The sequence below is a fragment of the Cellulophaga sp. 20_2_10 genome (assembly GCF_023476645.1).
Lineage (GTDB): Bacteria > Bacteroidota > Bacteroidia > Flavobacteriales > Flavobacteriaceae > Cellulophaga.
Map to the genome: position 1 here is coordinate 125,241 of NZ_JAMCOJ010000005.1, position 14,056 is coordinate 139,296.

A 14,056-nucleotide genomic window follows, 5' to 3' on the forward strand; every position below is an offset into this window, starting at 1 on the left:
TAAAATTATTGAAAATTTTCACCAGATAAGGTTTTAAAATATTAGGAAGATGAAGGAAAAATTAAAACAAGAAATAATGAAAATGTCTACGGACATACTAACTTCCAATGAATTAGATAACGTTTCTAGTTTGTATGAAACTGCTAAATCATTATATGAAAAATTAGCCGTGTTAAAATTTATTGAAGAGAAGTTACACGATGTTGAGATAGATGTTACCAAAAATATTATTGCAGAAAAGTTTGAAAAATTGGCGAATGCCGTTATTTATGAAAACACTTCTGTACCAGAAAGCAATCCGCACCAAGAAGATATTATGACCCCAGGTATAGATACTATTATGGGTATGATGCCAGAGATGGAAGACCCTAAAGCTACAGATGATATGCTTAACGAATTTGCAACTAAACCAGAGTATGCAAAAAACGATCTTGAGCTTTTTATGCCAGAATCCGAGGTTAAAACAAAAACTGCAACAGAAAAGGTAGCAAATAGTGTTGCTGCCACTGAGATTAAAATTGGTCTTAACGACAGGTTAGCGTTTGTAAAACATTTGTTTAATGATAGCAATGAGGATTACCAAAGAGTATTATCGCAATTAAGCACTATAGATACAGAAGAACGTTCTGTTGCTTTTATTGTAAATATGGTAAAACCAGATTATAGCAATTGGTTAGGAAAAGAAGAGTACGAAGAGCGTTTTATGGCAATTATTGAACGTAAATTTGCATAAAACTTTCTAATGAACATTACTAAAATACTTTACTGGGTTGGCACAATTGCACTTACGGCAATTATGTGCTTCTCTATCTACAATTATTTTTTTAACTACTCGGCAATCTCTGGGTATTTTACGCATTTAGGATACCCTACGTATTTAGTATACCCCCTAGCAATTGCAAAAATTTTAGGTCTTTTAGCCATTTGGCTCAATTTTTCTAAAACACTTAAAGAATGGGCTTACTTTGGCTTTTTCTTAAACACAACGATGGCTTTTGCTGCACATTACATAACAGACAATGGCGGTTATCTTTTTGCTGCTATTGCTTTTATAGGCGCTGCAGTATCATACTACTTTGGTAAAAACCAAAGACCTTAATTATTTTTTATAATGGGAAAACTATATTTGGTACCAACACCAATAGGAAACTTAGAAGACATTACTTTTAGAGCAATAAGAGTTTTAAAAGAGGTAGATTTAATTTTAGCTGAAGACACGCGCACCAGTGGAAAATTATTACACCATTACGAGATAAGCACACAAATGCATAGTCACCATATGCACAACGAGCATAAAACAGTAGACGGCATAGTTAAACGTATACAAGCAGGTGAAAATATAGCGTTAATATCCGATGCTGGAACACCTGCCATTTCTGACCCTGGCTTTTTATTAACTCGCGCTTGTGTAGAAAATAATTTAGAGGTAGACTGCCTGCCAGGTGCCACAGCTTTTGTACCCGCATTAGTAAATAGTGGACTACCTAACGATAAGTTTATCTTTGAAGGCTTTTTACCAGTTAAAAAAGGTAGACAAACACGTTTAACGCTGCTTGCCGAAGAAACTAGAACTATTATTTTTTATGAGTCGCCACATAAACTTATAAAAACCTTAGGACACTTTGTAGAGTATTTTGGCGCAGACAGAGCTATTTCAGTTTCTAGAGAACTTACTAAAATGTTTGAAGAAACAATACGTGGCACAGCACAAGAGGTTTTAGAGCATTACACAGCTAAACCTCCTAAAGGTGAAATAGTGATTATTGTTGGTGGTAAAAAATAGTGTTTTCATTTTCTAAATTAGTTGTTCTATGTATAAAAAAATTGCATCAGTATTAATTCTAGTTGCCATAGTCTCTTGTAAAACAAAATCAACTAATACCACTGTACTAACAGGGCAGAATACAGTAGAAAACAATTTAGCAGATACAGATTATACAGAAATAATTACTACAGAATTTACGGGAGAATTGGCATACAGCACTACTGCTTTTGTAGAAAAATATTGGCGGGTAGTTGGTAATACTGGTTTTAATGCTAGCATACATAAAATTGCTAAAAGTTTAGAAAAAGCAGGTTATGTACTTCAAGAAAAAGCTGATGAAAACACAATTTTAACATATAGAATAGAAGAAAGACCTCTAGAAAATCCTACTTGGGAATCTATAGATGCTACACTAACTATAAAAGGTGACGATTTACCTTTGTTGCAGAACAGCACCAATAGTAATATGATTGCTTTAAACTCTTACAGCACACCAGAACAAGGTGTAACCGCAGAGGTTATTTATATTGATGATGTTTCTAAACTAAAAGATACTGACGTAAAAGGTAAAATAGTTTTTGTAGAAACTAGTCCGGCTAGAGTTTTTAATACCGCTATTGTAAAAGGTGGCGCAGCAGGAATATTATCTTACAATAACCCAGATTATTTACAACCAGAAAAAAATACAACATCCATACAGTTTAGGTCTATTCCACAAAACAAAGATGTTAAAGGTTGGGCAATAGCATTATCTTATGCTGCCAAAGAAAAACTAAAAAAGAGATTACAAAAAGAAAAAGTAATTGTTACCGCAAACATTAAAACTAACATTTACCCATCTACAGAACTAACATTGGTTGCAGACATAAAAGGAGCTGTTAACCCAGAACAAAGATTAGTTTATAGTGCACACGTACAAGAACCTGGCGCTAATGATAATGCCACAGGAGTTGGCGTGGCTTTAGAAATGGCAACCATAACAGCTAAACTTATTAAAGAGGGTAAATTAAACCCAAAAAGAACATTGACATTTTTATGGGGAGATGAAATTGTTTCTACAAGAAGGTATGTACAAGAAGACAAAATAAGAGCTAAAAACATAAAATGGGGAATTAGTCTAGATATGGTTGGCGAAAATACCGCTATTACTGGTGGTTCTTTTTTAATTGAAAAAATGCCCGATCCTAGCGCAATTTGGACAAGAGGAAATGACAAGCATACAGAATGGGGTGGTAGTGTTTTATCTCTAAAACAAATGAAACCACATTATTTAAACGATTTTGTACTAAAAACATTTAAAGAACAAGGTAAACGTACCAACTGGGAAGTAAACTCAAACCCGTATGAAGGTGGTAGTGATCATACTCCATTTTTAGATGCAGATATTCCTGGTGTATTATTTTGGCATTTTACAGACCAATTTTACCATACAGATAACGATAGACTAGATAAGGTTTCTAAAACTACGCTTAAAAATGTTGGTACAGCAGCTTTAATTAGTGCTTACAAACTTTTAAATGCTGATGAAAACACAGCAAAAACTATTATTTTAGATATTGAAAAAGCAGCAATTTCTCGTTTACAAGAAGAATTAAAACAAGGGAAAATAGCACTGGCAAAAGGAGAAAAACTAGAAACACAAATTGAAATTATAAATGCTTGGCAAGATTGGTATGCTAAGGCTATTAATTCAACTTTAGATATGGTTATCAATGCATCAACCATAAATGCTACTATTTCTAAAGCCAAAGCAACAATAAAGCAAACTGCCGAACAGTGCATTGCTGAGTTAAAAAAGTAAGAGCTTACCATCTTATTTTTTCACTGTAAAACGGGATAAACACATTAAAAAACAATTATACTTTTACCAAATGACTTTAGATCAATTTAAAGAAAAACTACAAAATAATCCAACCGCTATTGCTTTTACAGATACAATGCAGGTTATAGAAGACAATTACACCTTTACACCAACTGCTTTTAAAAATGGTAGTTTAGATAATAAAGAAGGTGAAAACTCTGGCTCTTGTAAATTGTTTGCCTTTGCATTAAAACAAGAGTTATCTAAAGAAGAAACTCTGGCTTGTTTTGGAACTTATTACAGAGAAGATGTACTGCAGGATCCTAACGGAAATGGTCATCTAAACATTAGAAATTTTATGCAGACTGGTTTTAAGGGCTTAGCTTTTAGTGCTGACGCCTTAAAGGAAAAATAAAGATGAAATTCAATTTTAAAATAGTAACCTATATCTGCTTACTTGCTTTAAGTACAACTATATTTAGTTGTAAAAGTAATACAGAAGAAAGTAGCTCCGAAAAAAGTTTGGTGTTGCCTAACGGTATGCGGTTAACTGTTTTAAAAACCAATAAAGACGAAACATCTATAGGCATATTAACGGGCACAAATTACGGCACTACACACACTTACAAATACAATGTTTTACTACACGAACCAGATGTTAACTGGAATTTTGGTAGCGGAGAACCTAAAAACATTTTAATCTGTAAAGACACTACTTATATACACTACATAAATAAAAATAGCTACCCTATAACTGTTACAGATTCTGTTACAAACACAACCACTACAGAAAACAATTATAAGATAGAAAGTATGTATCAAAAACACGTTGATAACAGATACTTTTTTAATCTTTTTGGTGATGATTTCTGGTTAGACGTTACCCCTAAACGCTACAACGAAATTAAAAATTCTTGTGAGGAATATGCCATTCCTAATGATGGTGAACTTACTATTATAAACGGATAAAACATCAACCTAAAACAACAAAACCCTACCAAATGGCAGGGCTTGTAAATAGTATACGAGTTGCTTTTAATACGCGCTTCCGTTGTGCTTGCCTTCTTCCCAACCGTGTTTACCTAAATATTGATTTCCGCTTTCTACAGCACCTTCTTCTATAGAAGTTCCCATAGAATCGTTCCATCTATTTAAATATCCAAATAAAGAAATAACTCCAAGCATTTCTACAATTTCACCTTCATTCCAGTATTTATATAAATTCTCTTTAATTTCTGCATTTACAGCGTTTGGCACTTGTGATGCTGCTAAAGAAAAATCTAGTGCCGCACGCTCTGCATCAGAAAAAGCAGCGTGCGTTCTGTACTCCCAAATATTATCTAACTGTTCTTGTTCTGCTCCATAACGTTCTGCAGCTCTAATGGCGTGCGCTTGGCAGTATCTACAACCTGTAGCGTTACTACTAACCCAGGCAATCATGCGCTTTAAGGCAGATGTTACATTGCCCTCATTAGCCATTACAGCTTTGTTTAAATTTATAAAAGCTTTTGATATAGCTGGTCTATGTTGCATTGTTAAAACAGAATTAGGACAAAAGCCTAAGGTTTCATTAAAAAATTCTGCTAATTCTTTTGTCTCAGAATCGTGATTAGGGTCTAACGGTTTTACTAAAGCCATAGTTGTTTTTATATTTAGTTGTATTTTTGAATCTACAAGAAACGAAAAAAATTATGAGTACAACAAATCATATTACAACCAAATGGTTGGGCAACATGGCTTTTGAAAGTAACAACCCATCTGGGAACAACTTAACTATAGATATTGCCAAGGAAGATGGTGGTGACGGACAAGGCTACAGACCTAAAGCGCTTATGCTTTCTGGTTTGGCTGGTTGCTCTGGTTTAGATGTGGCTTCTTTAATGAAAAAAATGAAGTTAGAGGTTGATGAGTTTACTATTGAGACGATAGCAAATTTAACAGACGAGCACCCTAAGTACTACGATGCTGTTACTATAGAATACCATTTTCACGGTAGTAATTTAGATGAAAAAAAATTACAACGCGCTGTAGATTTATCAGTTGAAAAATATTGTGGTGTTATGGAAATGTTTAGACGTTTTGCAACATTAGATATCAAGACAATTTTTCATCACGCCTAAATTAGCTGTTGAAAATTATAAACTCAAGTTCAAGTTTAAAATTCTTGAATCTTTTATCTTGACTCTTAACTCTTAACTCTTAACTATAAAAAAATTACATGCGCTGGACCATAAAACCTAAACCTGATGCTGCAAAAGTAGCCGAACTACAAAATGCATTACAGGTTGATAAAATTGTGGCTAAACTGTTATTACAGCGCGGTATAACAACTTTTGAAGAGGCTAAAAAATACTTTAGACCACAACTATCAGATTTACACGATCCGTATTTATTAAAAGATATGGATCTAGCTATTGCACGCATAGAACAAGCTATTGCTAATGAAGAAAACATAATGGTTTTTGGCGATTATGATGTAGATGGCACAACTTCAGTAGCGTTAGTATCGTCTTATTTGCAAAGTTATTACCCTAATGTCACTACCTATATTCCGGATAGATATAAAGAAGGTTACGGCGTTTCTTATGCTGGTATTGACTATGCAGACGACAATGATATTAGTCTAATTATTGCATTAGATTGTGGTGTAAAAGCGGTTGACAAAGTAGCTTATGCAAAAGAAAAAGGTGTAGATTTTATAATTTGTGATCACCACAGGCCTGGTGCTACATTACCAAATGCTGTTGCTGTTTTAGATGCCAAAAGAGCGGATTGCAATTACCCGTATGATGAGCTTTGCGGTTGTGGTGTTGGTTTTAAATTGATACAAGCCTTGGGTTCTAGAAGAGGACAAAGCATAGAAGATTTAGTTCCGTATTTAGATTTGGTTGCTACTGCAATTGGCGCAGACATTGTACCAATTACAGGAGAAAACAGAGTGCTTGCTTATTTTGGCTTACAAGTTATAAATAGTTACCCTAGAGCTGGTTTTAAGGCAATTATAAATCAGATTAAAAAAGATGTACTAACTATTACAGATGTTGTTTTTGTAATTGCGCCTCGTATAAATGCTGCAGGCCGTATGGTTCACGGTTTACACGCTGTAAACTTACTTACAGAAACCAATATAGAACAAGCCGAAGAATTTGCTGCGGCTATTGAGCAATACAATTCGGACAGGCGAGAGTTAGACCAAGAAATTACCAAAGAAGCTTTAATCCAAATTACAGATAACAAAGAAGAAGAGGGCTTTACATCTGTTGTCTACAGAGAAACGTGGCACAAGGGCGTTATAGGAATTGTAGCATCTAGACTAATTGAAACGTATTACAGACCAACTTTGGTTTTTACTAAAAGTGGAGAAAAACTAGCAGCCTCTGCACGTTCTGTAAAAGGATTTGATGTATACAATGCACTTGAAGCTTGTGCAGAACATATAGAACAATTTGGAGGCCATAAATATGCTGCTGGTTTAACATTATCTGAAGCACAATATGATGGATTTAAAACAGCGTTTGAAAAAGTAGTTTCAGAAACTATAGATCCTAACCTTTTAACTCCAGAAATTACTATAGATGCAAAGCTTAATTTTAATGAAATAAGTCCAAAATTAATGCGAATTATTAAGCAAATGGAACCTTTTGGTCCAGGAAATATGTCGCCTATTTTTATGACCGAAAATTTACAGGACACAGGTTATGCAAAGGGAGTAGGACAAGAAGATGCCCATTTAAAATTAGCTGCTGTACAAAATGGCTCTAGCCCAATTGGTGCTATAGGCTTTAATTTAGGCAATAAATTGCCTTTAGTACAAAACAAAAAACCATTTAGCGCTGTCTTTTCTTTAGATGAAAACGAATGGAAAGGAAATGTAAGCCTACAGTTAAAACTTAGAGATATTAGATAAAAAAGCCCAAACATAAATGCTTGGACTTTTCAAAAAAAAACTAACTCAAAACTTAACTTTAGTATCACCTCTTTTATAGAGGTAAATAATTATTAGCTTTTTATTTTAATAATGAATACACAAACTCTGGATGCCCACGTTCACCGTCTGCATTTGTTAGCGCTAAAAACTTAATTTTATAACGGTTTCCGTCAGTATCAGACATCACATAAAAAACATTATCTTTTAAAGAAGGTAATGCACCGGGGCCGCCACCATTTCTCCAACTGCTTCCAATACCTCTTTGATCATTAGTGAATTTAGAAATGTCAACATTTTCTAATGCAAAATTGTCGTAACTAAAATCCGTTTCAACTTCTGTATCTATCATATATACTTTAGAATTAGCTTTAGTGTTATTAACCACAAAATCAGAATACCCGTAAGAACCATACCCCTCTATCTCATTAGTGAAAACAGTAAAATTTAAATCCCAATTCTCCTTTTTAGGTTCAACAGTAACTTCTGTCTCTGTATCAAAACTAAAAAATGTAAAATTATAGTCGCCATCTTTAGAAATGGTTACTTCTTTATGTGTTGTATCTTCTAAGTTTGCATATTGTAAAACATAATTATCACCATTTCTTAGAATTCTAATTTTTATCCAACCTCTAGAATCTCCACTAACAGCAACACTTCCTGTACTAGGAACTTCTGTACCAACTTTAAAACCTAAGTTTACTAGGTATACAAAATTATTCGCGTCCGTGGTAGAAACCTCACCTATAGCTGTTTCTAAAATGCTACCATCTGGGGCATCAACAAATTCTGAGTTTGCAGGATCAAAAGTACCAATAGCTACCTGTGGTTGTAAATCTTGAATTTCTTGTGAAGTTGAGTTTATAGCATCAATATCTGTTACAGAAAGCTTAGCTGTTGCCATATATATTGATCCATTTAGCGCTACTCTAAAATTTTCACCAGAGAAAAAGCCTAAATCCCAAGTATCTCTTTGTACTACTGAAGATGTATTGGCACTTAAATCTATATACACTTGGTTTGGCTCGTTAGGCCCTCCAACATTTGGAGCTATAGACGCTCCTTCTATAACAACTTTAATAGCTTCGCCAGGCTCGTCATCTTTACTACAGCTAGTAAAAGCAAAAACTGTAGCGCATAGAGTAATAGTTAAAAATTTGTTTAACATAATTGTAATTTTAAAATTTAAGGTTATATAATAGTTTTAAGTAATAAGATCGTCCGTAACCAAGTAAAATACCATTGCCAGAAGAAGAGTGCACACCTCCACTTGTGGGCCTAATAACATCTACAGTTGTGACATCTAGTAAGTTTCTGGCTCCAAGGGTCACTTGAAAGGATTTATCTAAAAAAGATTTTTTTAAAGAGGCATCTAACCAATTATAAGCGCCAGTAGTTGTTTTAGAAAACGTAGGATTTCCGCTAGCATCAGTTCCTGTAGCGCTATAGTTTTGTTGTTCCCCGGTATGTTTTAAAAGTAGGGTTACTGCTGTATTCCATTTTTTTATTTGATAGGTACTACTTGTATTTAATTGAAATGAATAAAGGAATTTATCTTCTGAGTTAACTTCATCATTAGCAACTTGCGATATACCTTGTAGTGTAGCACCTATATTAAACGTCCAATTGTCTGTTTTTAAACTATTTTCTGATGTTACACCCCATAATTTATACTCATTAACATTTATATATTGGTACTGTAAGGGTGTTTGGTTTACAATGGCTAAATCAATTTTATCTTTTACATCTATGTAAGTAACCTTTATAGTATTTAAAAGCGATACATCTTTGATCCAACTACGTTTTTTTAAATTTAAAAAAGAGGTAAAACCACTTTCAGGTTTTAGTTTTTCATTACCTCTAACATCATGATTACTATCTACAAGATAATAGTACAATTCTTCAAAATTTGGTGTGCGGTAGGAGTTCCCTAGGTTTGCTCTTAACTCAAACCCATTTTTCATAAGGTATCGTGCACTTAAAGAGCCTAAAAGTTTAGAATTAAAAGTTGAGTTATACTCATAACGTAAACCTGGTCGTAAAATAATTTTATCAGAAATAGTAACTTCTGAAGAACCAAATAGTGCATAATTACTTTGAGACTGTTCTTTATCTTGTGCTGTAACATCACCAGAAGCCTGTGTATCAAAACCTTTAATAAAACGAGCCTCATAACCTAATTGAAAATTATAAAAATCGCTTTTAATTAAGTTGTTAATACTTCCTTTAGAGAAAAACACACTGCTAGATTGGTACACCTCATCAGTTTCATTACTTCTCTGGTCGGTAATTATAAAATTATTAAACTCGTTTAAGCGGCGCTTTTGCTCTTGATAAGAAACGGAAGCTTTGTAATTTGCACCAGAATTTAAGCTTCCGTTTATACTTAAATTGTTAACAAATCTATTGGTTGTAAAAATCCTGTCAGTAGCAGATGGATTACTAGTTTGTGATTGTGTATCTATATTAGCCCTAACAGCCGCATCATAGTAATTAACAACTTCATTTAAGCAATCAAACTTATAAAAAAGTGTAAAGTTATTTTTAGTATAATTTAATAATGCATTTGTATTTATTTGTGTCTTAGGCAACCAATCAAACCCTCTTAAACCATCATTCTTATAATAATTTTCTCCTTGTTTGCCATTATAAAAACCCGAAAACTGGTTTCTATTTACACCCACCCTAGTGTACCAATTATCATTTATATTATGACCAATATTTAATCCTTGTATATGCTTGCCTTTGTTAAACCAAGCATACTCATCACTAATTGTTTCTTCTTGTAAAATTGCTTGTACGCTCCAATCACTATCACTAGATTTTTTGGTGATAATATTAATAACCCCAGAAACAGCATTAGCACCATATTCCACTCCCATTGCTCCCTCTACAATTTCAATACGTTCTACGTCATCAAGATTTATTTGGGTTAAATCTATATTATTCCCTAGTCCGCTATCACTTACCAGTGGGATGTTATCAACCAAAATATTAAAATATTGTGCATCCAAACCAAAAAAGGAAATTGTAGATTTTCCTGTCTGCCCATTTGGAACTACAGTTAGATTTAAATTAAAGTTTAACACATCTGCCAAATTGTTGGCTGCCTGGTTTTCTATTTGCTCTCTGTTTATAACAATAACATTATGAACAGATTTTTTTATTGATTGTGGATTATACTGCCCGGTAACAACTACTTCTTCTAACTTATTCAATTTTATTGAATCCTTTTTTAACTCTTGAGAAAATGCCGAAGCAGATAAAAAAAGCATAAAACAAATAGATAAATGTTGTTTATTTAGAATCATTCCTAATAATTTTTGACAAATATATAAGTTATTTTTATTCAATCTAAATAAATTTAATATTTTTGTCAGAACAAAACAGACGTTACATACAATTACACAATTATGAAAAAAGTACTTTTTTTAGCCCTAGCATTAGTCGGCTTTAGCTTGCAAGGAATTGCACAAGACAAGAAACAATTAGACAAAAAATCTATTAAAGATATGTGTGGTTGTTTTAAAGTGAATTTCAAATACACAGAGACTTTTGCTCCAGAAATTGATTATGAAAAACACTTGGATTACACCTCTGGCGCTTTAGAATGGGCAGAATTAATTGAAGATGAAAACAATAAACTATCTATTCAACATTTACTAGTAATTAAAGATACTATGGTAATTAAGCATTGGAGACAAGATTGGTTGTATGAGAACAATCGTGTTTTTCACTACGACAAAGACAACAAATGGGTGTTTACAGATTTACCTAAAGACGCTGTAAAAGGACAATGGACACAATTGGTATACCAAGTAGATGATAGCCCTAGATATTCTGGTACTGCAACTTGGATACACGCAGATGGTAAAAATTACTGGGAAAACAAATCTGATTCCCCCTTACCAAGAAGAGAGTACTCTAAAAGAAGCGACTACAATGTTATGGCAAGAGGTAACCGCCAAGAAATTACAAATTATGGTTGGTTACACGAGCAAGACAATGATAAAATTATAAGAGAAACAGGCAAGGAAGATGTGCTTTTAGCTCAAGAAAAAGGATACAATACGTACGTTAGAGTACCAGATGAGCAATGTAAGGCTGCAAAAGATTGGTGGAAAAACAATAACAAATTTTGGGCAAAAGTAAGATCTGCTTGGGACAAAGTATACACAAAAAATAGCGAAATAGAATTGGTTAAATCTGTTGATAAAAAACCTCTGTTTATGCATTTTTACGAGTTAGAAAAGAAAAATGCTAGTGAAAAAGAAATCCTTGCTTTAATACAAAAATTTGCATCAACTAAAACAACAGAAAATGCATCTAAAAAATAAAAGAACCCTACTATTTATAACAGCATTTACATTTTTGTTACTGGCTTTTAATTCCCCCCAATTGCCAGAAAAACTACAAAAAAAAGTAGATGCAGCAATAAGCTTTGCTTATGGTACAGAATCTTTTAGTTTAAGCGGAATCTCTAGTGATGAGATTCCGCCTAAAGATTATGTTTTTAAAATTAAAACAGGTGAAGAACTACTTGGTTACGCCTATGTTGGGCAAGCAAACAGTATGAAAAGAGTATTTGATTATGTTGTATTTGTAAACAAAGACTTCAGTGTTAAAAAAGCAAAAGTTTTAATATACAGAGAAGATCACGGCAGACAAATAGGTGCGCAACGTTGGCTAAAACAATTTATTGGTTTATCTGCAACTAAAAAACCCGTGTATGGCGAAAATGTAGATGCCATTTCTGGCGCAACTATTTCTGCAAAAAGTATGACCATAGCAGTTAAAGATGTGCTAGAAACTATTCAGAAATTAAATAACAAAAAACTTCTTTAATCTATACAATTATGAGAGACATAGACGCTATATATTATAATGATTTTGGAATTGCCTTTCATTGGAAAAAAGAAACAAAAAATTACCGTAGCAAAATACAAGTGGTATTTAGAGATACTGGTTTTTTACTTACCCAAAAGGAATTATTGCGTTTTGCAGAACACATACAAAACACAATGAGTTCTAGCGCTGCATGCACGTGTTGTTCTAAAAAGAGCTCTTGCAGAGCACTACTTTTAGAAACCCCGGTACCACAAGTTAGTTTAGCTGTTAGTGTTAATGAATTAACAGCCATAAATGACTTGATAGAAGGTACTATTTTTCAATTAAACATAGGTGATTTTTTGAGTGATATATGTAACAATTAATACACTCTGCTTTGTATTTTTTATAATACTTTTGTTGCATCAAATAAATAAAAATGGATCCGTACGCAGCATTACGTTACAAAGAGTTTAATACTTTTTTACTGGTTAGATTTGCTATGGTATTTGCTTGGTCTATGCAATTTATTGTAATAGAATGGCAAGTATACTCTTTAACTAAAGATCCACTTTCTTTAGGAATTATTGGACTTATGGAAGTAATACCAGCAGTTTCTATGGCGTTGTTTGCCGGACACATAGTAGACCAAAAAGAGAAAAGAAACCTTTTAATTAAATGCATTATAGGTTTCTCTGTAATTAGTTTTGGCTTGTTTGTTATTAGCTTGCCATCTGTGGTAACAAAAACACCCACAACAACAATTTTATACATTACTTACTTTTTGGTTTTTTTAGGTGGCTTGGTAAGAGCTTTTTTAGGTCCAACTATATTTTCTTTAATTGCCTTAATTGTGCCTAAAAAAATATACCCAAACGCTGCCACTTGGAGTAGTACAACATGGCAAATGGCGTCTGTACTAGGACCTGCTTTAGCTGGTTTTTTTATAAGTTGGATTGGTGTTCACTGGTCTATGTGCGTAATTTTTGGATTTTCATTATTTGCGTTAGTTACTTTATTGCAAATTCCTAAAAAACCAATTCTTAATCCTAAAATTGGCGAGCCTATTTTTAAAAGTTTAAAAGAAGGTTTAGACTTTGTTTTTAAAACTAAAGCAGTTCTAGGTGCGTTAACTTTAGATATGATTGCCGTACTTTTTGGTGGCGCGGTTGCCTTATTACCTATTTTTGCTCAAGATATATTACATGTAGGATCCGAAGGTTTTGGCGTTTTAAGAGCTGCACCTGCTGTTGGTGCCGCATTAATGATGTTAACATCTACCCGTTTTCCGTTACACAAATTTGCAGGTAAAAAATTATTGATTGCCATATTTGCCTTTGGTGTTTGTATTATAGTATTTGGACTATCTACCTATTTTTGGGTGTCCGTAGCCGCCTTGTTTTTTAGTGGTGCTGTAGATGGTGTGTCTATGATTATTAGACAAACTATTTTACAATTAAAAACACCAGATCATATGCGGGGTAGGGTAGCCTCTGTAAACTCCATGTTTGTTGGCTCGTCTAACGAGCTTGGCGCTTTTGAAAGTGGACTAACAGCTAAATTAATGGGCGCTGTAACGGCCGTGGTTTTTGGCGGTACAATGACGTTACTTACCGTTGGCGCTACGGCACTATTTTCTCCTAGTTTTAGAAAATTAGATCTTACAAAAGATATAGAGGAGCACGAAAAGGAAGCGTAAATATTCTGCTCATTAAACAAAATAAAACTACATATGTTT

General features: G+C 33.5%; 15 protein-coding genes. 12 read left to right on the plus strand and 3 right to left on the minus strand.

All coding sequences use genetic code 11. The annotated features are described in order from the left end of the window. Positions 1 to 49 precede the first annotated feature (49 nt). The 6 genes from M4I21_RS11300 (at position 50) to M4I21_RS11325 (ending at position 4,535) form a co-directional block, all read left to right on the plus strand. Positions 50 to 733 (plus strand): DUF8457 domain-containing protein, encoded by a 684-nt coding sequence (locus M4I21_RS11300; RefSeq protein ID WP_249559272.1) that lies wholly within the window; start codon positions 50 to 52, stop codon positions 731 to 733. Between the two features lie 9 nt (positions 734 to 742). Further along, positions 743 to 1,099 carry a DoxX family protein gene (locus tag M4I21_RS11305; RefSeq protein ID WP_249559273.1) on the plus strand — a complete coding sequence of 119 codons (357 nt, stop codon included), beginning with the start codon at positions 743 to 745 and terminating at the stop codon, positions 1,097 to 1,099. A 12-nt stretch (positions 1,100 to 1,111) separates the two neighbouring features. Beyond that, positions 1,112 to 1,783 (plus strand): 16S rRNA (cytidine(1402)-2'-O)-methyltransferase, encoded by a 672-nt coding sequence (gene rsmI, locus M4I21_RS11310; protein WP_249559274.1) that lies wholly within the window; start codon positions 1,112 to 1,114, stop codon positions 1,781 to 1,783. Positions 1,784 to 1,811: 28 nt separating this feature from the next. Next, entirely contained in the window at positions 1,812 to 3,566 is a 1,755-nt protein-coding gene (locus M4I21_RS11315; protein ID WP_249559275.1) for a M28 family peptidase, read from the plus strand. A gap of 70 nt (positions 3,567 to 3,636) precedes the next feature. Beyond that, positions 3,637 to 3,981, plus strand: coding sequence for a HopJ type III effector protein (locus tag M4I21_RS11320; RefSeq protein ID WP_249559276.1), 345 nt, complete (start codon positions 3,637 to 3,639; stop codon positions 3,979 to 3,981). A 2-nt stretch (positions 3,982 to 3,983) separates the two neighbouring features. Then, entirely contained in the window at positions 3,984 to 4,535 is a 552-nt protein-coding gene (locus M4I21_RS11325; protein WP_249559277.1) for a hypothetical protein, read from the plus strand. Between the two features lie 66 nt (positions 4,536 to 4,601). On the opposite strand, the gene M4I21_RS11330 is transcribed toward M4I21_RS11325, so the two are convergent. Beyond that, a complete protein-coding gene (locus M4I21_RS11330) occupies positions 4,602 to 5,204 on the minus strand; it encodes a carboxymuconolactone decarboxylase family protein (protein WP_100896805.1) in 603 nt (200 codons plus the stop codon). 53 nt (positions 5,205 to 5,257) lie between these two features. Between M4I21_RS11330 and M4I21_RS11335 the strand changes: the two genes are divergently transcribed. Further along, positions 5,258 to 5,686 (plus strand): OsmC family protein, encoded by a 429-nt coding sequence (locus tag M4I21_RS11335; RefSeq protein ID WP_072303925.1) that lies wholly within the window; start codon positions 5,258 to 5,260, stop codon positions 5,684 to 5,686. Between the two features lie 98 nt (positions 5,687 to 5,784). Further along, positions 5,785 to 7,473: a single-stranded-DNA-specific exonuclease RecJ gene (gene recJ, locus M4I21_RS11340; RefSeq protein WP_249559278.1), complete on the plus strand. Its 1,689-nt coding sequence runs from the start codon at positions 5,785 to 5,787 to the stop codon at positions 7,471 to 7,473. A 100-nt stretch (positions 7,474 to 7,573) separates the two neighbouring features. Here recJ and M4I21_RS11345 read toward each other — a convergent pair whose 3' ends face one another. Both M4I21_RS11345 and M4I21_RS11350 read right to left on the minus strand, forming a co-directional pair. After that, complete coding sequence (locus M4I21_RS11345) at positions 7,574 to 8,659, minus strand: HmuY family protein (protein WP_249559279.1); 1,086 nt, start codon at positions 8,657 to 8,659, stop codon at positions 7,574 to 7,576. A 10-nt stretch (positions 8,660 to 8,669) separates the two neighbouring features. Beyond that, the gene (locus M4I21_RS11350; RefSeq protein WP_249559280.1) at positions 8,670 to 10,802 is read right to left on the minus strand and encodes a TonB-dependent receptor plug domain-containing protein; all 2,133 of its coding nucleotides are present in this window, start codon (positions 10,800 to 10,802) and stop codon (positions 8,670 to 8,672) included. A gap of 102 nt (positions 10,803 to 10,904) precedes the next feature. Between M4I21_RS11350 and M4I21_RS11355 the strand changes: the two genes are divergently transcribed. Genes M4I21_RS11355 through M4I21_RS11370 form a run of 4 tightly spaced genes read left to right on the plus strand, consistent with a single transcriptional unit; the run spans position 10,905 to position 14,017 of the window. Next, the gene (locus tag M4I21_RS11355) at positions 10,905 to 11,828 is read left to right on the plus strand and encodes a DUF6607 family protein (protein WP_249559281.1); all 924 of its coding nucleotides are present in this window, start codon (positions 10,905 to 10,907) and stop codon (positions 11,826 to 11,828) included. Then, positions 11,812 to 12,336 (plus strand): FMN-binding protein, encoded by a 525-nt coding sequence (locus M4I21_RS11360; RefSeq protein ID WP_249559282.1) that lies wholly within the window; start codon positions 11,812 to 11,814, stop codon positions 12,334 to 12,336. The genes M4I21_RS11355 and M4I21_RS11360 overlap by 17 nt, the downstream gene beginning before the upstream one ends. An 11-nt stretch (positions 12,337 to 12,347) precedes the next feature. Further along, positions 12,348 to 12,704, plus strand: coding sequence for a hypothetical protein (locus M4I21_RS11365; protein ID WP_249559283.1), 357 nt, complete (start codon positions 12,348 to 12,350; stop codon positions 12,702 to 12,704). Positions 12,705 to 12,757: 53 nt separating this feature from the next. Further along, positions 12,758 to 14,017: an MFS transporter gene (locus M4I21_RS11370; protein ID WP_249559284.1), complete on the plus strand. Its 1,260-nt coding sequence runs from the start codon at positions 12,758 to 12,760 to the stop codon at positions 14,015 to 14,017. Positions 14,018 to 14,056: the final 39 nt, after the last annotated feature.